The 19,092-nt window shown below is 43.9% G+C and carries 20 protein-coding genes and 4 pseudogenes; 15 read left to right on the top strand and 9 right to left on the bottom strand.

Features of this window, described 5'->3' with window-relative positions; translation table 11 throughout:
- Positions 1–3: 3 nt before the first annotated feature.
- Positions 4–1,119: a saccharopine dehydrogenase family protein gene (locus M1E06_RS20330; RefSeq protein ID WP_145685945.1), complete on the bottom strand. Its 1,116-nt coding sequence runs from the start codon at positions 1,117–1,119 to the stop codon at positions 4–6.
- Positions 1,116–1,808: a class I SAM-dependent methyltransferase gene (locus M1E06_RS20335; RefSeq protein ID WP_049937907.1), complete on the bottom strand. Its 693-nt coding sequence runs from the start codon at positions 1,806–1,808 to the stop codon at positions 1,116–1,118. The genes M1E06_RS20330 and M1E06_RS20335 overlap by 4 nt, the downstream gene beginning before the upstream one ends.
- Positions 1,809–1,919: 111 nt before the next feature.
- Between M1E06_RS20335 and M1E06_RS20340 the strand changes: the two genes are divergently transcribed.
- Entirely contained in the window at positions 1,920–2,966 is a 1,047-nt protein-coding gene (locus tag M1E06_RS20340) for a helix-turn-helix transcriptional regulator (RefSeq protein WP_237585353.1), read from the top strand.
- Positions 2,967–3,084: 118 nt separating this feature from the next.
- On the opposite strand, the gene M1E06_RS20345 is transcribed toward M1E06_RS20340, so the two are convergent.
- A complete protein-coding gene (locus M1E06_RS20345; protein ID WP_025810853.1) occupies positions 3,085–3,552 on the bottom strand; it encodes a helix-turn-helix domain-containing protein in 468 nt (155 codons plus the stop codon).
- A gap of 252 nt (positions 3,553–3,804) precedes the next feature.
- Between M1E06_RS20345 and M1E06_RS20350 the strand changes: the two genes are divergently transcribed.
- The 6 genes from M1E06_RS20350 (at position 3,805) to M1E06_RS20375 (ending at position 7,685) form a co-directional block, all read left to right on the top strand.
- Positions 3,805–4,641, top strand: a complete 837-nt coding sequence (locus M1E06_RS20350; protein ID WP_025810854.1) for an AraC family ligand binding domain-containing protein — start codon at positions 3,805–3,807, stop codon at positions 4,639–4,641.
- Positions 4,638–5,546, top strand: coding sequence for a DMT family transporter (locus tag M1E06_RS20355; protein ID WP_025810855.1), 909 nt, complete (start codon positions 4,638–4,640; stop codon positions 5,544–5,546). Before M1E06_RS20350 ends, M1E06_RS20355 begins: the two co-directional genes overlap by 4 nt.
- Positions 5,543–5,962: a DUF2000 domain-containing protein gene (locus M1E06_RS20360; RefSeq protein WP_025810856.1), complete on the top strand. Its 420-nt coding sequence runs from the start codon at positions 5,543–5,545 to the stop codon at positions 5,960–5,962. Before M1E06_RS20355 ends, M1E06_RS20360 begins: the two co-directional genes overlap by 4 nt.
- Positions 5,963–6,257: 295 nt before the next feature.
- Entirely contained in the window at positions 6,258–6,722 is a 465-nt protein-coding gene (locus tag M1E06_RS20365; protein ID WP_025810857.1) for a hypothetical protein, read from the top strand.
- Between the two features lie 37 nt (positions 6,723–6,759).
- Positions 6,760–7,206 carry a hypothetical protein gene (locus M1E06_RS20370; RefSeq protein WP_146875268.1) on the top strand — a complete coding sequence of 149 codons (447 nt, stop codon included), beginning with the start codon at positions 6,760–6,762 and terminating at the stop codon, positions 7,204–7,206.
- A 68-nt stretch (positions 7,207–7,274) separates the two neighbouring features.
- Positions 7,275–7,685, top strand: coding sequence for a hypothetical protein (locus M1E06_RS20375; protein WP_229105598.1), 411 nt, complete (start codon positions 7,275–7,277; stop codon positions 7,683–7,685).
- Between the two features lie 75 nt (positions 7,686–7,760).
- Here M1E06_RS20375 and M1E06_RS20380 read toward each other — a convergent pair whose 3' ends face one another.
- Together M1E06_RS20380 and M1E06_RS20385 are read right to left on the bottom strand one after the other, a co-directional pair.
- Entirely contained in the window at positions 7,761–8,021 is a 261-nt protein-coding gene (locus M1E06_RS20380) for a YiaA/YiaB family inner membrane protein (protein ID WP_020449960.1), read from the bottom strand.
- 149 nt (positions 8,022–8,170) lie between these two features.
- Positions 8,171–9,805: a Na/Pi cotransporter family protein gene (locus tag M1E06_RS20385; protein WP_025810860.1), complete on the bottom strand. Its 1,635-nt coding sequence runs from the start codon at positions 9,803–9,805 to the stop codon at positions 8,171–8,173.
- A 240-nt stretch (positions 9,806–10,045) separates the two neighbouring features.
- Here M1E06_RS20385 and M1E06_RS20390 point away from each other — a divergent pair, with 240 nt between their 5' ends.
- On the top strand, positions 10,046–10,552 hold the full coding sequence (locus M1E06_RS20390) for a DUF1648 domain-containing protein (protein ID WP_025810861.1): 507 nt from the start codon (positions 10,046–10,048) through the stop codon (positions 10,550–10,552).
- Between the two features lie 79 nt (positions 10,553–10,631).
- Positions 10,632–10,979: a hypothetical protein gene (locus tag M1E06_RS20395; RefSeq protein WP_035337402.1), complete on the top strand. Its 348-nt coding sequence runs from the start codon at positions 10,632–10,634 to the stop codon at positions 10,977–10,979.
- 54 nt (positions 10,980–11,033) lie between these two features.
- Here the strand turns inward: M1E06_RS20395 and M1E06_RS20400 are convergent, their stop codons facing one another.
- Complete coding sequence (locus tag M1E06_RS20400; RefSeq protein ID WP_025810863.1) at positions 11,034–11,906, bottom strand: SDR family oxidoreductase; 873 nt, start codon at positions 11,904–11,906, stop codon at positions 11,034–11,036.
- Positions 11,907–12,172: 266 nt separating this feature from the next.
- Between M1E06_RS20400 and M1E06_RS20405 the strand changes: the two genes are divergently transcribed.
- Positions 12,173–12,910 (top strand): sulfite exporter TauE/SafE family protein, encoded by a 738-nt coding sequence (locus tag M1E06_RS20405; protein ID WP_020449955.1) that lies wholly within the window; start codon positions 12,173–12,175, stop codon positions 12,908–12,910.
- A gap of 74 nt (positions 12,911–12,984) precedes the next feature.
- Positions 12,985–13,650, top strand: a complete 666-nt coding sequence (locus tag M1E06_RS20410) for a GntR family transcriptional regulator (protein WP_039073258.1) — start codon at positions 12,985–12,987, stop codon at positions 13,648–13,650.
- Positions 13,651–13,689: 39 nt separating this feature from the next.
- Here the strand turns inward: M1E06_RS20410 and M1E06_RS20415 are convergent, their stop codons facing one another.
- Positions 13,690–14,307, bottom strand: a complete 618-nt coding sequence (locus M1E06_RS20415; RefSeq protein ID WP_020449953.1) for a nitroreductase family protein — start codon at positions 14,305–14,307, stop codon at positions 13,690–13,692.
- A gap of 290 nt (positions 14,308–14,597) precedes the next feature.
- Between M1E06_RS20415 and M1E06_RS20420 the strand changes: the two genes are divergently transcribed.
- Together M1E06_RS20420 and M1E06_RS20425 are read left to right on the top strand one after the other, a co-directional pair.
- Positions 14,598–16,037: a pyridoxal phosphate-dependent decarboxylase family protein gene (locus M1E06_RS20420; RefSeq protein ID WP_079289387.1), complete on the top strand. Its 1,440-nt coding sequence runs from the start codon at positions 14,598–14,600 to the stop codon at positions 16,035–16,037.
- A gap of 33 nt (positions 16,038–16,070) precedes the next feature.
- Positions 16,071–16,844 carry a class I SAM-dependent methyltransferase gene (locus M1E06_RS20425; protein ID WP_041817140.1) on the top strand — a complete coding sequence of 258 codons (774 nt, stop codon included), beginning with the start codon at positions 16,071–16,073 and terminating at the stop codon, positions 16,842–16,844.
- A 24-nt stretch (positions 16,845–16,868) separates the two neighbouring features.
- On the opposite strand, the pseudogene M1E06_RS20430 reads toward M1E06_RS20425, so the two are convergent.
- Together M1E06_RS20430 and M1E06_RS20435 are read right to left on the bottom strand one after the other, a co-directional pair.
- Positions 16,869–17,228, bottom strand: a pseudogene (locus M1E06_RS20430) (MFS transporter); the annotation flags it as partial.
- A 1,114-nt stretch (positions 17,229–18,342) separates the two neighbouring features.
- Positions 18,343–18,723, bottom strand: a pseudogene (locus tag M1E06_RS20435) (O-methyltransferase); the annotation flags it as partial.
- Positions 18,724–18,728: 5 nt separating this feature from the next.
- On the opposite strand from M1E06_RS20435, the pseudogene M1E06_RS20440 reads away from it, so the two are divergent.
- A pseudogene (locus tag M1E06_RS20440) lies at positions 18,729–18,853 on the top strand (winged helix-turn-helix domain-containing protein); the annotation flags it as partial.
- A 61-nt stretch (positions 18,854–18,914) separates the two neighbouring features.
- Positions 18,915–19,027, top strand: a pseudogene (locus tag M1E06_RS20445) (DUF255 domain-containing protein); the annotation flags it as partial.
- Positions 19,028–19,092: the final 65 nt, after the last annotated feature.

Genomic DNA, 19,092 nt, shown 5'->3' on the forward strand with positions numbered 1-19,092 from the left:
CTATTATTTTCTAATATTTATCATCTCACTTTCTAACAAGATGTCAAACGATATCACAAACCGGTCACCGGTTTCTTTCTGAATTAAGCAAGACTCTCTTCCTTCCCATTCAAGCTCAAACAGCTGTTCCAAATGAAATATTCCGTGTGGAAAGCTTCCGGTATACAAAGCTGACGCGGCTGCAGCGGCTGTCTGTGCGGTAATGAATGATTCATTTTCGCCGAACAGCGCGATGCCTGTCCCGGCGCTCCGGCCGTTTTTCAATCCTTCAGCATCCACCTTTACCGCGTATTGCGCTGATCCGATGTTGAGCGCCCCCAGCATACGGACCGCCAGATTTCGAATTCCCTTATTGTTTAAGAGCTTGGCTGCGCCGATTTTTTGCATGGCCGCAATCAGTGCGGTGGCAGGCCTTGAATCAAAGCAAAGCCGGGTAGAAACAGAAGGGACGGCTAATGTGCCTGGCAATGTCACCTGATCGGAAAAAGGAAACCGGTAGGCTGTCCGGCGCCCCAATCGCCCGCCGAAGTTTGTCCGCCGGCCGTCTGTAAAACTGCTGACTTCCATCAAGTGTCCATTTTCTTTCACATCATACACCGTATTCAGATGGTCAACTGTCCACTCGATCGCCGCTTTTCCGTGGCTGTCACCTAAACCGAGCATGATCGCAATATCAATCCGACTCGTTTCATCGAGAGCCTGGGCGGCTTTCTGCGCAAGTAAATTGGTAAGCCCCGGAGCCAGGCCGACGCTTAATAATCCAGTGCCGCGGCATGCTTTGTCATTCAGCTGTTCAAGCTGAGCTAAAAATGAACCGTTCGCCGTAATGTCGATATAATCCGTGCCGCTCGCCAGACAAGCCTCTGCCAACTCAGTGTTTTCCTGATCGATGCACACGATCACCAGCTTCGTCGTCTTGAGCCAATCCCAGTCAGCCGGTGCATCTCTGTTGAAACGCATCGGCTTCACTTGGCCGCCCGTTTCCTGACTAAAACGCTCGGCGTGATCCAGGTTTCTTCCGGCAGCATACACACGGCCCGGATATTTTTCTCCGAGACTCCGGCAGATTTGGGCGCCGACATGACCGTACCCGCCGATCACGACAATATGTTTCTTCATTGTTTGCCGCCTCCTTTCACAGCAAACCAGCCGTCGATTACATAAGCGCTGAAAAATCTCGTTACGTTTGTAAAGCCTGCTTTGCCGAGCAGATCCTCCACCTCTGAAGCCGGCACCGGATGAGAGCGGCTGCCGATTGAAGCGGAAAAGCTCTCCCATTCCTGTTCAGAAATCCCGCCTGCCAGCATATGCTCCTTCCAGGCACACATCTGCCACTTGAATGCCTCTGACGTCATGTTGCCTTGAATGGCCGCAATGAAAAACGGAGCGCCATCCGCCAATCTTGAGGCGATCTGCTGCAAAAATTCAAGCTTATGGCGGACAAAGTGAAGCACAAGCATGCATGTCGCAGCATCATATTGAAATCCGCACTCAAGCTGATGTACTTCTCCTTCAATCAGATCGGCTTGAGGCTGAATTCCGGCGAGCTCCAGCCTTTTTCTCGCCAAACCGAGCATGCTGGCAGACGGATCGACTCCTGTATATGACCAATTCGGGTGTCTTTTTGCAAGCGTCACGAGCTCCTGCCCGCCTCCGGCCCCGACGACCATCACATTAGCCGCATCTTCAGAAAGCCGGACCGTCAACAAGCGATCCATCATATCGTAGAGCATTTCATAGCATGGGATTTTTAAAGGGATTTTCTTTTCGTATTGATAGACATCAGGATGATTCCAGTCCATGTTCATGACAAGCCGTTCTCCTTTTAGTAAAATTAATTAAGAATTGTTCTCAATTATAAAGGAGTTTCAACAAACCACCATCCCTTAAACCTGGGATTTTTAAAGAGGAGGACCGACATGAACCGGCCGTTAAAAGACATACTGAACGAACTGCAGCGCACAACCCGTTCTTCGCCCCAATATATCGAAGCCATGCTGTCTGCATTAAAACAGGCGATTCCGTTTGATGCATCATGCTGCACGGCTGTAGACCCCAAGACCTTACTGTCCATCGGAGCCGTCACAGACGATCAAATTGAAGCGATCCATCCGCAATTATTCGAGCTTGAGTACACGCAGGAGGATGTGAATCGATTCGAAGCCTTAATTCATGCACGGCAGACAGCGGCTATATTAAGTGAATCGGTCAAAGGAGACTTCCGGCAAAGCAAACGCTACAGCAACATTTTTGGGCCTGCAGGCTATGAAGATGAATTGCGCGCCATTCTGCTCAGCAAGGGGGAGTGCCGGGGATACCTTACCCTGTTGAGGAAAAGAGGACAGCCGCTGTTTACAGAAAAGGATAAGAGCTTGCTCGCTTCACTCGCACCGCTTATCGGCCGGCACCTTCAGCAATTCAGACACCACCTGTCAAAAAAAGACGTGTTTCACATGAAACATGTCGGAGGCATTCTGATTTTGTCGGAAGACCTGCAGCCCTTGTCATGCAACCGAGCGGCCCTCCATTGGCTAAATATCTTGCGCGGCTGGGAAAGGATCGGCAGCGATGCCGTGCCGAGACCTGTCCGGGCCGTCTGCACGCGGGCAGCGGCTGAAACTGCCGATCCGGCAAAAACGGTCATCTCGATTCCGGGTCATTCCTGCCTATCCATTAAAGCGAGTCGTTTAGACGGCTTTGGTCCATCAGGCCAGATCGCCGTTTCATTCGAGCCTGCTTCACCGGCAGAAACCATACCGCTGATAGCAGAAGCCTACAACCTGTCCGACCGGGAAAAAGACATCGTGTACCGGGTCATCCGCGGACTTTCAACAAAAGCCATCGGAGACGAATTGCATATATCAGCTTACACCGTTCAAGACCACTTGAAATCGATTTTTTTGAAGACGGGCGCAGGAAACCGGAGGGAGCTGATGTGGAAGCTGCTTGATGATGTGCTGGAGTGAGAATAAGGTGGAAAACTGTTCTCAACTCCGATTCCACAGACAAGACACGCAGTGTTTTTCACTATGTCTTATCTTGGAGGAATGAAGACCAGCAAATTCAGAGGACTTAACTTTTTCTTCATTCCACCCCATCCTGTTCATTGAACAGCTCGTCCAAACGCGCCACAGCATCCTGTTTTTCAAAGGTGCTGAACCATAGGTCGTCATACGAATCCAAAATGCGGTAATGGTGAGAAATCAAGTTTTGCTGAAGGCGAAACTCGCCTTTTTTCTCAATGTCCCGCCACCACACTTTTCCGCCGAGCGTCTTCCCTTTTGGTCTGTCGATGCTTCGGTGAGCGACAGTCTCCACCACCTCAAGGGGCTCATCCCCGAGCACGGCCTGCAGCACCTCACTGTTCCGAAAAAGCGCGCATACCGCGACAACATGCGCCCACCCCGCTGCCGACCTGCCCTTTTCAATTTGCACGAGCGTTTTCTTCGACATCCCGAGCACGTTCGCCATTTTCTCCTGCGTATAGCCGCTTTCCGCACGGATTAATCTTAACTTGGATGAAATGAGTTCGGTTATGTATTCTTTATCCATGGAGGAACCTCCGATGTTCTTTTTAGTGTAATATTACACTAAAAGTTACAATGGTTCAATTTTTATGACCCTGTAATTGCTGTCAGTTTAACACTCTCCTTATGATCTTCACCATTGTGATTCCATTCCACGACAGCTTTAAATTGCTCATTCTTTTCACAAAAAATACGATTTTTTCATTAAGCAACATCATACAAGAAATTTCTCAAAAACATGATAAACTTAAACATCATCACACCAAGGAGGCCCGACATGCGAAATGAAACCCGCACGCTTTTCCTCGACCCTGATCTAAATGTTGAAGCCTACCGCTTTAAAGGCATTATGCAGAAGTTTCCGAATCACTTTCACGAGTACTTTGTGATTGGTTTTATTGAGAAGGGGCAGCGCTATTTGCTTTGCAAAGGAGAAGAATACATCATTAATCAGGGCGACCTCGTGCTTTTCAATCCTTATGACACGCACAGTTGCGAGCAGATTGACGGAAAGGCGCTCGATTATCGCTGCATAAATGTGATGCCTGACGTTATGAGAAAATTTGTGAAGGAGATCACCGGAACCGACAGCCTCCCATATTTCACGGAAAATGTCTTGTTCCGTCATGAGCTGAACGCCAGCTTGAAGGAGCTTCACATTCAAATATTGCAGAAAGAAAAAGCTTTGAAAAAAGAGGAACTTTTTCTCAATCTTCTCGAAGAGTTGATTCGGACGTATTCTGATGTTGCGTTTCTCGAAAATACGCCTGAACCGTCCGACGAAGTCAAAGCGGTGTGCGGTTATTTGGAATCCCATTACCAGGAAAACATTACGCTTGAACATTTAAGCAAGCTGGCAGGCTGGAGCAAGTATCACCTCCTGCGGTCGTTTACGAAGCAGAAAGGAATTTCCCCCTACAGCTACTTGGAAACCGTCCGTATCAATCATGCGAAAAAGCTGTTGGAAGAAGGCGTAAAACCAATCGATGCCGCTTTCCAAACAGGCTTCAGCGATCAGAGCCATATGACGAAATTTTTCAAGCGGCAGGTCGGGCTGACGCCGAAACAATATATGAAAATCTTTGAATATGACAGGCAGGAGATCAAAGGATGAAGATAAGACGCGAAACCGCCGGACACCTCGCAGCTGTTATCACGATCATCATCTGGGGTACCACTTTTGTCTCGACAAAGGTGCTGCTCGAGGATTTTGCGCCCGTAGATATATTGTTTTACCGGTTTCTCATCGGATTGATCGTGCTGATTATGGTGCATCCGCATGTGCCGACATTCCGGAGCTGGAGGCAGGAAGCGCTGTTTGCGGGAGCAGGTTTATGCGGGGTGACGCTTTATTTTCTGTTGGAAAACATCGCGCTTACCCTTACCTACGCCTCAAACGCCGGCATGATCGTCGCAGTTATTCCGATGATCACCGCGGTATTGGCGCATTTTTTCCTTTCGGGCGAAAAGCTGGAGCCCCGTTTCTTCATTGGATTCGCCGCCGCTTTTACAGGACTTGCGCTCATTTTCTTTAACGGACAAATGATGCTCAAGCTGAATCCGCTCGGCGACATTCTTGCTGCTGCCTCTGCATTCGTCTGGGCGGCATATGCGATTTTGATGAAAAAAATCAGCACATTCGGTTATCATACAATCCAATGCACACAGCGGATCTTTCTGTACGGCTTGCTATTCATGGTTCCCGCTCTGTTCCTGTTTGATTTCCGCTTCGACGCCAGCCCTTTCGCCTCCCCCGCCAATTGGCTGAATATCCTGTTCTTAGGTGCGGGCGCTTCTGCGCTTTGCTTTGTGACATGGAACTGGTCGGTCGGTGTGCTTGGGGCGGTAAAAACGAGCGCTTATATCTATATGGTACCCGTCATCACCATTGCCGCATCCGTCGTCATTCTGCAAGAAAAACTGACATGGGTTGCTTTTTGCGGAGGAGCGCTCACATTGGCCGGTCTTTATATTTCTGAATCAAAAACAAAACCTCAGCTGAAGGAGGAACAAATTTGATAGAAGAGACAAAATGCGCATTGATCATCGATGAAAGCCTGCCGCTCGGGCTAATTGCCAATACAGCTGCAATCCTGGGGGCTGCACTCGGCAAAAACAAACCCGGCCTGCTCGGAGAAAATGTAACGGACGGCTCGGGAATCGACCATTTGGGTATCGTCAAACTTCCAATCCCCATTTTAAAAGGCAACGCCGAGCTGCTTCATCAATTAAGACAAAAGCTGTTGACCGACGAATTCAACGATATTCTGACGGTCGATTTCACCGATGTCGCGCAAGGCATTCATACATATGAAGAATTTATTGAAACATTTCAAAGAACCGCAGCTTCCGATTACCGCTATTTTGGAATCGGCGTTTGCGGCGATAAGAAAAAAGTCGCGCGGCTGACAGGAAGCTTGGGGCTGTTGAGATAAACAAAATACGGAAATTGATTTCGCTTCATTTAATGAAGGAGTCAATTTCCGTATTTTTTTGTCAATAGTAAAAAGAGGAACAATTGGGGTTGCAGTTGGAGGAATTATCATAACAACAGCTGGTGTAATTAGCTGGAACTCAGCATCTGAAATTGCTATTGGCACGGCGGTGTCTGCTGTGATATTTAGATAACTAATATCTCATTAATTTCCTTATTTAATGAAAGCTAAATAAATACATATTATAATGTATTTATTCAGTTTTTCAAAATTAAAGTATCGTGGAGGTATTACATTGAACACAGACAAACAAGTATTCATTGAAACGCAAAAAACAGCCAAAACCCTTAAAACTTACCGCGATAAGAGTGACGAAGAGTTATTAGCCTTTCTCGCTAAACAAGATTCATTAACCTTAAATCAACTGAAAGTCTATTACTCAGATCCTTCATTTGCGCTTCATTATTTCATTAGTGCGGCCTTTTTCAGTATAATATTGGCTACCTTCATAACTGCAATTCTTTCTGGTCAAGCAGCTTCGATATTCCCTTTCATTTCCGGCATCTCCATTCTAATATTAGCTGTCATATTTGCGGGGTGTATCTTCTGGGTGCTTAAACAGCTTGTCATCCTGAAAAAAAAGCCGATTCAATTCATTACCCACTTTTCCAAGAAAGCCGAGTTTGCACGTATCATAAAAATGATTGATTATGTTTTACAACAAAAATACCAAAAGGTATTGAATACACCGTACCAATAAACTCTCATGTTTTTTATGAAATAGGAGTGACAATCCAATGAGTAACGAAAAACAATTATTTCAAAAAGCTGAACATACAGCCAAACTCCTTGAGTCTCACAAAAGTGACGAAGAGCTGCTTACATACCTTGCAAAACAAGATTCTATTGCATTAAATCAGCTAAAAATCTATTTTTCAAACCCCAGCTTTACATTAACGTATTTTATTAAGGGTATTTTTTTTAGCAGTATGACTGCTGTAATTATGGCGGCCTTTTTGTCTGGCCAAGTCTCCTCCTTCAACCATGGTCTTTCAAGGCTATTTTCATTCTGCTTCATGTTCTATCTGATGTTCTCTTTGCTTTGGATCGTCAAAATGCTAATCACCTCGCGAAAAGGACCCATGCAAACAATCCTGCATTTCCAAAAAAGAGCGGAATATTCCAGAATCACGGGTATGATTGATTTTATTTTAGAAGAACGTTTTAAAAAAGAACTCAATTAGAAAGCAGAGGAACATTCACCTCTGCTTTGATTCTCTAACAATCAAACAAAAAAAGAAGGGCAAATGACATGCAAACAGACAAACAATTATTCGAAAAAACAAAACAAATGGCAGAAGCTATATTATTATCAAAAGCTGAAAACGATGAAGAGCTGATGGCATACCTCGAAAAACAAGATTTATCCACGTTAAACCGGCTGAAAGTTTATTTTTCGGGTCCTACGCTAAAAATTAGCCACGTGATCAAAGCTTCGCTTTACAGCTCCTTCACCGCCAGCATTATAACTGCTATATTTTCTGGTCAAGTCGTTTCCATTTCATATGACATCGAGCATAATTTTTTTCCTTTGATATTAACAATATTACTTTTAGCCAGCTCCATCTGGGTGTTCGGCACAATCACTAAATCGCAAAGAAACAAAGACCAAAACTTTTTACACTTTAGAAAAAAGCGAACCATACAAAAATTATTGGAATGATTGACTTCGTTTTGGAAAACAAACATAAAAATATTTCAAATTAAAAAAGCATCCCTAAAGATGCTTTTTTCATGTTTACTCACCACTCGACAAATTCTGTCTTCTCTCCTGCTCCGCGATGATTTCATTATCCTCAGCGTTGTCTCTCGTCACTTTCTGCGTCAAAATCGCGCCGACCGCCACTAAAATCATCACAGCTATGTAATAGCCTTTTTCATTGAGCTGCAGGTTGTCCGCATTGTAAAGGCCGATACCGAACAAAAAGACCCCCGCAAAAAATGTGAAATATGACATAACCGTAAAGGCCGTTGTGTTTCTTCTTCTGTGTTTCTGCATCTTAATACCTCCTAAAGAATAAAACTATTATACTTTATTTAGGTCAACAGAAGAAGAATGTTCTTCCTTCCCACACATAATTTAGTATATATGTCACACAGTGATAAAAAAGGCCTACAAAATAAAAAACCGGGAATGACTCCCGGTTTTTAATGCTTTTCTTCGCCTAAAACAGCTTCTGCAATATTGACGGCATGGTCGCCGATCCTTTCCAGATTGCTGGTGATATCGACGAAGATCACGCCTGCTTGTCCGCTGCATAATCCGTCGTTTAAGCGAAGAATGTGCTTTTTGCGAAGCTTGCGTTCCATTTTATCGATTTGATTTTCTTTTTCGACTACACGTCTTGCGGCATCTTCGTTATTTTCTCCAAGAGCTGTGATAGACTCCTTAACAGTGGAAATAGTCAGATCAAGCATTTCTGTTAAGTCCGCCATTGCCGCTTCGGAAATTTTCACCCTGTTGGATTGCTGGTACTCGCCAAGCTCAACCAAGTTTTCAAAGTGATCGCCGATTCTTTCAATGTCTCTGACTGTGTCCATTAACATATGATGTTCTTCAGATTCTTGTTCAGAAAGAGTGGTCGCTGACAGTTCGATCAAATAATCGGTAATCTTCCTGTCCAAATTGTTAATCGCGTCTTCTATTTGAAAAGCCCTTTGCGCATGTTTTGCCTGATTCGTATTTAAAAACTCTTTTGTTTCCTCAAGTCCCTTTACCGCAAATTCACCCATGCGCAATACTTCTTCTTTTACCTGACCCAGCGCAATTGAAGGAGACTGCTGAATGAACAGCGGATCCAGATGTGTTGCTTTATAGTCCACAACCGAATCTTTGCCCGGAATCAGCTTCGTAACGATCAAAGCCAATATGCCGACAAACGGAAGCTGAATCAGCGTATTCGACGTATTAAAGATCCCGTGGGCAAACGCAATCACCATCTTAGGGTCCAGCCCTAAAGAGGATTGAAGCGTTAAAATCAAAGCTGTGAACGGCTTCAGCAAGATCAGGAAGATAACTGTCCCAATCAGGTTGAATAATACGTGAACAGCCGCGGCCCGTTTGGCTGCAACGGAGGCGCCAAGAGATGCCAGTACGGCGGTAATCGTCGTACCGATATTGTCTCCAAATAATACAGGCAGAGCGCCGTTGAGATCTATTAATGAATCGGCAAACAGCCCTTGCAGGATCCCGATCGTTGCACTTGAGCTTTGGACGAGAACGGTGAAAAGGGTGCCGACAATCACACCGAGAACTGGATTCGCACTCATGCTGACTGTTAAATCATGAAAAGCTTCAACCGTCCGAAGCGGCTTCATCCCGCTGCTCATTAACTCCAAGCCATAGAAAAGTGCACCAAATCCAAACAGAATTTGTCCGATGTTCTGGAGCTTTTTGTTTTTAAAGAAAAACAGCAAAAATGAACCAATGGCGATGATCGGAAGCGCATATGCCCCAACGTCAAAGCCGATAATAAAGGCTGTGGCCGTCGTTCCGATGTTCGCACCCATAATGACGCCGATCGCCTGGCGGAGGGTCATAAAGCCGGCGCTGACAAGACCGACAGTAATAACGGTGGTGCCGGAACTGCTTTGAATTAAAACCGTGACAATCATACCTGCCAAAACACCCATCAGAGGGTTGCTTGTAAAACGATCTAAAATGTCTCTCAGCTTATCTCCGGCTGATTTTTGGAGTCCTTCTCCCATAAACTTAATACCAAGAAGAAAAATCCCGAGACCTCCAATGAATTCAAAAAGCAATTTCTGCACATCTATTTCCAAAGTCGTTGCCCCCCTAATTCGACATAAATCTACAAACCAAACACTATGATTATGATGGAGATTAAAGCCTATGTAAACGATTCAAATCGAAAATTTACAATAACTTAACATTGCCGGCTGATGATTTACATTCCCTTAACATTGCCTGGACTGATCGCAAATATACCTTATTCCAACAGGCAAAAATCCCGAACTTTTTCATGGGTTAAACCGTATTTAAAACTAAAGGAGAGATCACATATGCCAAACAGAGCTAACGGTACTCACATTAAAATTAAAAAGACAAAAGGGGAACGGGTTTGGAACGCATTTGGCTATTTCTTTTACCTGGGATCAATTATCTTTTTGGCCGCTGTCTGGGGAGCACTCCCCGAAAAAGTGCCTGCACATTACAACGCACTCGGTGAAGTCGATCGCTGGGGATCAAAATGGGAGCTTTTGATATTGCCGGGAATCGGATTACTTATCCTTCTGTTCATGCAATTCTTAGAAAAGCACCCTGAGATTCATAATCATCCAAAGCGTCTGAATGAATCAAATGCTGAAGACTTCTACCTGCTCAGCCGAAAGTTGATCAACCGCTTAAAAAATGCATGTTTAATCATTTTTTCTCTCATATTAATGGAATCTGTGTCAATCGCTTTAGATTGGGGAAGCGGATTTGGCGGATGGTTTCTTCCGGTTGCCTTACTCGGCACCGCCATGCTTGTGGCCGTAAGTTTAATACAGCAACAAAAGATCAAATAACGGTCAGGTGCATATTTGTAAAGATTCAAAATGGTCGTCCCCGACGGATTTTTATTGTTAGTCGAAACGGAGGTATTCAATGTTCGAAGCAATTATTCTATTTATTTTAGGGGTCTCGGTTCTCGCAGCCGGCTTTTTATCTTTAAAAAGAGAGCTGTCAACTGAATCTGTTTCTATATCTTCCACTGATGAAGCTAAATCCGAATATAAAAAAATGTTAGATGATCACGGCTGGTTTTACCTGACCGGTATCGCCCTTTTCATGCAATTTATATTTCGCGGATTTCACTTTACATTTGAACACTTTTTTTACGCCTTCATCATTAGCTCTGGAATCCAGTCGATTTTTTACTTATTTAATAAAAAGAATTTGGGCTATAAGGTATGCGCGGTGATTGTGGTGAGTTTTTTAGTTATCTATCTTTAAAGAAAGAGTGATGAACACTGTAATCTTGTTCATCACTCTTTCGAATGCCGTTAATTATTTCGCTTCTGAGATTTTTGCAACGATTTGAGCCAATCCTTCTTTAATTGGAGTGAGCGGACGGCCGAGCACTTTTTCAAAATCATCGCTTTCGACTTCAAGTGTGCCTTCACGAATGCCTTTTTGGATTTCGACAACCATCGGAATCAGAAAATCCGGTACACCCGCATTTTTCATGATATCGCGATAGGCAGCATCGTCAACATGCTGAACGGATACTTCTTTGCCCAATACTTCTCCAAGGGCTGAAGCGATTTCTTCCTGAGTTAATAGTTTGCCTGAAAGTTCGTAGACGGTGTTTTCGTGGCCTTCGCCGGACAGAACCGCTGCCGCTGCATCCGCGTAATCCTGCTGCAGCGCCCAGCCCACCTTGCCGTTCTCTGCTGACGTCACCCAAGGGGCTCCCGCCAAAACACCTTGAATACTCGACATTTCATTTTCCAAGTACCAGTTATTGCGCAAGAAGGAGTATGGAATCCCCGTTTTCAAAATCGCTTCTTCAGTTGCTTTGTGAGTAGGCGCAAGGAAGTTTTTGCTTTCGCGGGCATTCGCAATACTCGTATAAGCGATAAACCGAACTCCCGCGCGTTCTGCGGCGGCTACCGCATTGCCGTGCTGACGGATTCTCGTCTCATTGTCTCCATCGGCAGAGATGATCAGCAGACGGTCAACGCCTTGAAATGCGGATGCCAATGTTTCCGAGCGGTCAAAATCCCCTTGACGCACATCGACTCCTCGCGCCTGCAGCGCTTCCGCTTTTTCCGGATTGCGCACGCTGACCGCCAACTGATCCGCCGGTACAGTTTCCAGCAGTTTTTTCACAACTTTCGATCCTAATTTTCCAGTTGCTCCTGTTACTAACATTTTCATAATCAAATTCCTCCTAATGTTTTAATGTCGAACTGTAACAAAAAACGTTACACTTGATGTAACTATCATAATTACAAATAGACTGATTGTCAACAGGAATGTCTTTCACTTGGCTAAAAAAATAAAAGTAGACGACATACGCCTTCCTGGCTCTCTTGTCAATATGGAAATAATAGAGTAAGATGTTATCATTGATTTTGGTCGACCAGATACCGTCGACCCTCAGATGATGCGAAATCAGTTATTCATAAAGGGGAAGAAGCAACATGTTGATTGTGTTGGTTATGTTTTTATTAGGTCTTGTGCTTGGCTTTGTCGGGGCCGGCGGAGCCGGATTCGTCATCGCACTGTTAACGATGATGTTTCACATTCCGATTCATACAGCATTGGGAACATCTCTGGCCGGTATGGCTTTTACGAGCTTATCAGGAACGTACAGCCACTTTCGCGAAGGAAATATCAAGCTGAAAATCGGCTTAACCGTCGGCTGTTTTGCTGCAATAGGATCCTTTGCAGGAGCTAAGCTGACTTCTCTGATACCTTCAAGTTCATTGCACTATATGACCGCAGGAATGTTATTCTTATCGGCCATTCTGATTTTAATCAGATTATTCTTTTTGCAAGAAAAAGAAGCTGACCAGGAAACGAACCTTGCCTTTTGGATCAAGGCCAGTTTATTGGGAATCGTAGCCGGCATCCTGTCCGGAACGTTCGGAATCGGCTCGGCGCCTTTTATTCAAATCGGGTTGATGATGATGCTGAACCTGTCTATTCGCCATTCCGTAGGAACGACGATGCTCGTCATTATTCCGCTCTCGTTAGGCGGTGGGGCGGGCTATATTTCAGAAGGCTTCGTCGATTATGTTCTGTTGGTCAAAATCTTGATCGGTACGATGTGCGGCGCTTATGTCGGAGCTAAATTCACCAATGTCCTGCCGAAAGTCGTCTTGAAATCGGGTTTATTTTTAACTCCCGCCGTTTCAGGGTTCATTCTCTTATTTTAATTAACTTGGAATGGCTATAGCGGGAGATCACGAAGGAACCTGTGGTAAAATACGAAATGAAAACGAATACGAGGATGAGAAGCGTGATTGAAAAACCAAAACCGTTTTATGAACAATCCTACCATGCGATTAAGCGAATGATATTTGAAGGGAAATTAAAGCCCGGTGAACGAATCGCCGAAGCGAAGTTAGCTAAGGAGCTCGGCGTCAGCAAAAGCCCTTTGAGAGAAGCGATCAGAGTTCTGGAAAAAGAGGGGCTCATCGTCATCGACTCAAGAGTGAAGGTCTATCAGCCGACAATCAAGGACGTTGAAGAAATCTATTTTTGCAGAACGGCGCTTGAATCATTCGCTGCGGGATTGACGGCAAGAATTGCAACGGCAGAGGAACTGAAAACGATTGAAGACGTTTTGCAAAAAACGGAGGAAGCCATCCTTCAATCCAAGGATCAAAACACAATTATCCAATTAAATGATACATTTCACGACTTAATTATCCAATATACACGAAACAGTCTATTGCGGAAGCAGCTCAACGATTTGGAAGGATTAATTTATTATTTCCGCATTTTGAATTTTGAAGGAGAAAAACGGGCTGAAGCCATTTTGGAGCAGCATCGGGAAATTTTCCGCCATATGAAACAAAGAGACGACGAGCAGGCATCAAAAGCGATGATTCGCCACCTTAAGCTTGATCTTGACCACTTAGTCGAAGTACTGTCTCACCGCGGGGAAAAATGATAAAGAGGGCTGCCTGTCTTAAGGCGCCCTCTCCTTTTTTTAATAGAAAGAAACAAATTCATTAACCGGCTTGCGATATCCTCTCAAGCGTCGGCTGCTTTCTTTTTCTTTGCCGATCGTAATCATGAGGACGATTTCATGTGTATCCGGGATCTCGAGCAACTCGCGGACCTGATCGCTGTCAAATCCGATCATTGGGCATGTGTCCCACCCCCGGTTTTTGGCGGCAAGCATAAACATCATCGCAGAAAGAGAAGCATTGCGAATCGCTTCTTCCTTCATGAATGGCTCCCCGCGCGTCTCGTAAAATTGGGTATTGTTTTCAACCATTTCCTGCAGCTCAAAGTCCTTAATAATTCCTAAATCCCTCATGCCTTCGTTGATTTTTTCCGTTTGCCGGTAGGCGTAGCGGTCTCCCGTCACTAAAATCACGGCAGAGGCTGAATGCACTTTATATTGGCCGCTCGCAGCTTCCCTGATTTTTTCTTTTAAATCCTTCTCCAATACCACTTTATACTCTGCGTGCTGCAAATTGAACGCTGAAGGCGCTAGCTTGATATCCTCAAAGATAGGCTCCAAATCTTTCACCGTAATTTGAACATCTTCCAGAAAATTATTTGCAGAGTGACGCGTTTCGATAAGCTCGTTAAATTCCATTTTCAAAAAACTCCATTCATCTATCCTTTTGCATCAATATCCTTACTTTTATGATCGGCGATAAGCTACCTATTGTTTAGCGACGCTCACATGAACCAAAGAGAACGCGGCGTGGTGTCGGGCTTCTGTCGATAGACATGCTCAAATGTCTTGTGACCGGCGTCATAGCAGCTTCTGTCACCACATTATTTTTTTCCTTCGAACCTTATATACTCAGCAATCAACCATGATACGCCAAAATCAAAATGCTATAATTGAGAAAAAATGTGAAAGAAAGCAGCGTGTGAACTATGAAACTATCCTTTTTGCCCAGTAACACTTTTATCGATCCGAACGGACAGAATATTAAGGAAATATCGATTCTTGTTGATCAAATCGTCAAATTTGTCATTGAGCACACAAGCAACGCCGGAAATCACCGCACTTTGCCTTCTCCGGAATCATCACATTACGGCGATATACCCGAGACCGGAATCGAATTAGAAGAGCTCTTAAAAAAGTTGCAGGCGATTGTAAAAAACTCCATGAATCCTCTAGGCCCGAATTATATGGGGCATATGGATTCCATACCGACTCTAATGTCTTGTCTGGGCGAATTCGTCAGCACTTCAATCAATAACAATATGCTGAGCCTTGAAATGTCGCCTGTCTTTTCGAAGATGGAAGTACAGCTTTTGGGCACCATTGCCCGTATGTTTGGATATGACGACAACTCAGGGGGTGTGATGACAAGCGGCGGAAGCCTCGCGAATCTTCAAGCGCTCGCAGCAGCACGAAACGATCAATTGAAGGTAAAGGAATCGGGGTTATTCGGTCTTTCCGGACAGCCGGTCATCTTTGCTTCAGACGTCAGCCATACTTCCTTACATAAAGCAGCGATGCTGTTGGGACTGGGTACCTCCAGCGTAATCCCGGTGAAAAGCAGCAGCGATTCGAAAATGGATCTTGACGATTTAAGAAAGAAAATCAAGCAGGCAAAAAATGAAGGCAAGATTCCTTTTGCAATCGCAGCCACGGCCGGAACGACAGTCACAGGAAGCATTGATCCCATTCGATCGATCGCTGACATCGCAAAGGAAAACGGATTATGGCTGCATGTCGACGCGGCATACGGAGGAGCACTCATTTTTTCAGAAGCTTACCGCGATAAGCTGAACGGAATCGAAATGGCAGATTCCATCACATTCAATCCGCAAAAATGGATGTACATTGCGAAGACTTGTGCAATGGTTTTATTCAAAAATCACGGCGTTTTGGAAACCGGTTTTCGCATTTCCGCCCCTTATATGAATGAAACAGCCTTTGCTAACTTGGGCGAAATCAGTGTGCAGGGCACGCGGCATGCGGATATCCTAAAGTTATATTTATCGCTTCAGCACATTGGATTAAAAGGCTACAGGGAGCTGTTGCATGAAAGCCTCGCATTAAAAGACGAGTTTACCAAGCAGGTGAAACAGCGCCATTATCTCGAACTGTCCAGCGAGCCGGATACAAACGTTGTCTGCTTTAGAGGGATCCCGCATCACCTTGATGAAGCTCAATGGGATAACTGGAATCTCGAATTGCAGCAGTTTTTGTTGAATGAAGAAAACGTCTTCTTTTCATTGCCTGCATATAGGGGAAACCGCTGGCTCCGTGCCGTTTTGTTAAATCCTTTTATCTCTAATACCCTTATTCAAAGGGTCTTTGAAAAAATTGATCAGTTTTATGATCAGGGGATATCGTGTTAAATGAATAAACAGACTTTGAAAAGGAGGAGAAATATGACAAAGAAAATTGGCACAGAAGAAGCCATTCAAAGATGGAATCGATTTGCCGATGCGTATGCCGCCAATCATACCGAACTTGGAGACATCCACAAAGAAGTGTTTTTAAATCCTGCTATTTTTTCTCTCATTGAAACGGTAAAGAATCAACGTGTGCTCGATGCCGGGTGCGGTGAAGGGTATTTCAGCAGGCTGCTGGCCAAGGCCGGAGCCAATGTAACGGCTGTCGATTACTCGCCGAGAATGATCGACATTGCCAAGGAAAGAACGCCGGATGATTTGCCGATTGAGTATCAGCACGGGAACTGTGAAGACCTGAATATGTTAGAAGACAAAAGCTTTGATTTAATTATATCGAATATGGTCATGCAAGACCTTGCGGATTATGAAAAAGCGTTTCAGGAAATGCATCGGCTGCTGACAGACCGCGGATTTTTTATTTTTTCAATTTTGCATCCCTGCTTCATTACGCCGGAAAGCGGCTGGGAAAAAACAAAAGACGGAAAAAAACTGCATTGGAATGTAGACCGGTATTTTTATGAAGGTACATACGAACAAAAGCTTGGCGATCGGGAGAATATGCTGTTCTTCCATAGAACCTTGACGAGCTATATTAACACTTTGAGGAAAACGGGCTTCGTGCTCGAAAGCATAGTAGAACCAAAGCCATCAGAAGAAATACTGAAAAAATATCCGTCATTTGCAGAAGATTTCAGATGTCCTGATTTTATCGTTTTTAAATTAAGAAAGCCCGGCGGCGATGTCCGATAGGCCTCATATCGATGGATTCTTTTCCTACCCTTTTTGAGTGTCTGTTTTTCTTCGCGACCAAATGACGGATGGAATCAGAGCCAGGGATAACAGCCCTCCCGCCAATGCGATCAAAACATCATGCATTCCTTGCCCTTTCGCACGTGTTGAGGGCAACGATCAATAAAGGGATCCAGCGCCACCACTGCACCAGCGAGCAGTAAGGTTACTCCTGAGGCGATGCTCATGGCTGTCCGGCCAATTTTGTCAACAAGAACCCCTGTGACAAGTGATGGAAGATACATTGACTATGAAAACCTATCACGATCCCGACATCTCCAAGCTGTGTCCGTGGCACTGCATATGAACGGGAGTCATGGTCATAATCGCAACCATCACAATTTTTCGTTTATGAATAGTTGAATTTTTAAAAAAGCACCTTTTGTAAATTTGTTAAGAGCATGTCCCCTTCAACATTTTATGAACTGAATCTATCCATATTCCGATTTTAGATTGTGGTGGCATTTCGGTTTCAGGTATTAAAAAAACTAGTCACCGAATCAGTAACTAGTCAGATGATGTTCTGTTAATTCTTGACTTGCGACAACTATTAAATCTTCCTATTTACACTTGGTACATAAAATTTCGTGAGCAAATTTAGATAACACTCTGTCTAAAGGACCGACAGGCATCCGCCTTTTATTCGGCATTCTAATAGCTACAGTCATCTCATCATTTTCATTTATTTCTTTTCCACATCGAGAACATTGTAGTTTTACGTCCTTAAAAAAACCTTTAAAAGAAGCCGTCATATTAAAAACCTCTATCCTGTACATTTTAAGTAATCACAGCAAACAAATTTAACGTTATCTTTATTCGTATACTAGCTACTATATTAAAATTGGAGCCTACATGGTATTTATTAATTCCTCAATCGAATAAATATCTTTCAAACTAAGAAGTGCAAAACGATGATTCTCGAAGCGACTGCTGCAATATGCTTTATTATTTTGTTTTAAAAGTAAGTTCATAATATTTCCCCCACTTTTTTGTATTTCGTCTTTCCAAAAATCAAGTTTTAAGATGTGTCCAATAATAAACAATAATAAATAGCGGTTACAATTAAAATAGCAAACCTGTATTTCCTATTTTAACATAACTTACCTTTCAACATGTCTTCTCAACATAGAAATTATTCTATTCACATAAACTGTGTACCTTCAAAATCCCCCTAATAATATATGTTTAAAAGACCTTTAAATTCCAGATCAAAAACGATAATACAGCGACAACAGCCGCCCTATCGAAGATATACTTAACACACCCACAATCTTTTGGCGGTCCCCTTTAAGGGAAGAAGCGAAGTGAAAAAACAAGATTGTGCTTTGTGCATTTGCTATACGTCCTACCAATTTTCTTACTGGAAGTCCCCTCCTATATGATTGGATAGTTTGGTCTTCCTTTAAAATACAGTTTTAGCACCTTTATTTGCTCTTTAACAAGATTACAGCAATCAAACTCAGTCGCAAATCGGTTCTTTTTTCACTCTTGAAACGGTCATCCCATCGCCGATCGGCATCGACAGGTATTCTAATTGAGGATGGGCGGCGACCGCTTGATTGAATTTCTTCATGGATTCGGTATGACGCTTCGGTGTAGCATCATCGTCTCCTATACTTCCCCCTGCAAGTACGTTATCGGCAACGATTATAGCGCCAGGTTCCGCCAATTTGATGCAATACGCCAGGTAATGTTCATAATTTCCTTTGTCTGCATCGATAAAGAAAAAATCGAATCGCTTTTGATTGCCGGCTAATGTTTCAAGGCTTTCCAGAGCCGGTTCTGTCATATCCGATACCTGGCTGCCGAATCCCGCTTTAGAGAGATTGCTGTGTGCCAGGTCGATGGAAGGAAGACTTTTTGAAATCGGACAATAATATGATGGTGCACATTACAAAAATTAGAGAAAAAATAGAAGAAGACCCCAAACACCCTATAACATTAAAACTGGAACGGGATATAAAATATGAGGAAGTTTGGAATTAAGCTGGTTGCAAAGCCTCTTGGCGCGATTGCAATTAGTTTTCTTAGAGGTCACCATACTTACACCAACACGCCCACAACCCCGTCGACTGGAACCCTTTTCAAAAAACGAAACACGAAAAAAGCCGATACTTGCCAGCATCGGCTATTCGACTTGTCATTAATAGCCCGGGATAATCAACTCGTGTGGAACATCATTAAAAGATAACAGCAGCCATTTTAAACG

This window comes from Bacillus sp. AK124 (genome assembly GCF_053903085.1).

What these genes read in the sequence shown, in the direction of transcription:
- M1E06_RS20330 (WP_145685945.1), bottom strand. Translation starts at nt 1,119, where the DNA reads ATGAAGAAACATATTGTCGTGATCGGCGGGTACGGTCATGTCGGCGCC.
- M1E06_RS20335 (WP_049937907.1), bottom strand. Translation starts at nt 1,808, where the DNA reads ATGAACATGGACTGGAATCATCCTGATGTCTATCAATACGAAAAGAAA.
- M1E06_RS20340 (WP_237585353.1), top strand. Translation starts at nt 1,920, where the DNA reads ATGAACCGGCCGTTAAAAGACATACTGAACGAACTGCAGCGCACAACC.
- M1E06_RS20345 (WP_025810853.1), bottom strand. Translation starts at nt 3,552, where the DNA reads ATGGATAAAGAATACATAACCGAACTCATTTCATCCAAGTTAAGATTA.
- M1E06_RS20350 (WP_025810854.1), top strand. Translation starts at nt 3,805, where the DNA reads ATGCGAAATGAAACCCGCACGCTTTTCCTCGACCCTGATCTAAATGTT.
- M1E06_RS20355 (WP_025810855.1), top strand. Translation starts at nt 4,638, where the DNA reads ATGAAGATAAGACGCGAAACCGCCGGACACCTCGCAGCTGTTATCACG.
- M1E06_RS20370 (WP_146875268.1), top strand. Translation starts at nt 6,760, where the DNA reads ATGAGTAACGAAAAACAATTATTTCAAAAAGCTGAACATACAGCCAAA.
- M1E06_RS20375 (WP_229105598.1), top strand. Translation starts at nt 7,275, where the DNA reads ATGCAAACAGACAAACAATTATTCGAAAAAACAAAACAAATGGCAGAA.
- M1E06_RS20380 (WP_020449960.1), bottom strand. Translation starts at nt 8,021, where the DNA reads ATGCAGAAACACAGAAGAAGAAACACAACGGCCTTTACGGTTATGTCA.
- M1E06_RS20390 (WP_025810861.1), top strand. Translation starts at nt 10,046, where the DNA reads ATGCCAAACAGAGCTAACGGTACTCACATTAAAATTAAAAAGACAAAA.
- M1E06_RS20395 (WP_035337402.1), top strand. Translation starts at nt 10,632, where the DNA reads ATGTTCGAAGCAATTATTCTATTTATTTTAGGGGTCTCGGTTCTCGCA.
- M1E06_RS20400 (WP_025810863.1), bottom strand. Translation starts at nt 11,906, where the DNA reads ATGAAAATGTTAGTAACAGGAGCAACTGGAAAATTAGGATCGAAAGTT.
- M1E06_RS20405 (WP_020449955.1), top strand. Translation starts at nt 12,173, where the DNA reads ATGTTGATTGTGTTGGTTATGTTTTTATTAGGTCTTGTGCTTGGCTTT.
- M1E06_RS20410 (WP_039073258.1), top strand. Translation starts at nt 12,985, where the DNA reads ATGAGAAGCGTGATTGAAAAACCAAAACCGTTTTATGAACAATCCTAC.
- M1E06_RS20415 (WP_020449953.1), bottom strand. Translation starts at nt 14,307, where the DNA reads ATGGAATTTAACGAGCTTATCGAAACGCGTCACTCTGCAAATAATTTT.
- M1E06_RS20420 (WP_079289387.1), top strand. Translation starts at nt 14,598, where the DNA reads ATGAAACTATCCTTTTTGCCCAGTAACACTTTTATCGATCCGAACGGA.
- M1E06_RS20425 (WP_041817140.1), top strand. Translation starts at nt 16,071, where the DNA reads ATGACAAAGAAAATTGGCACAGAAGAAGCCATTCAAAGATGGAATCGA.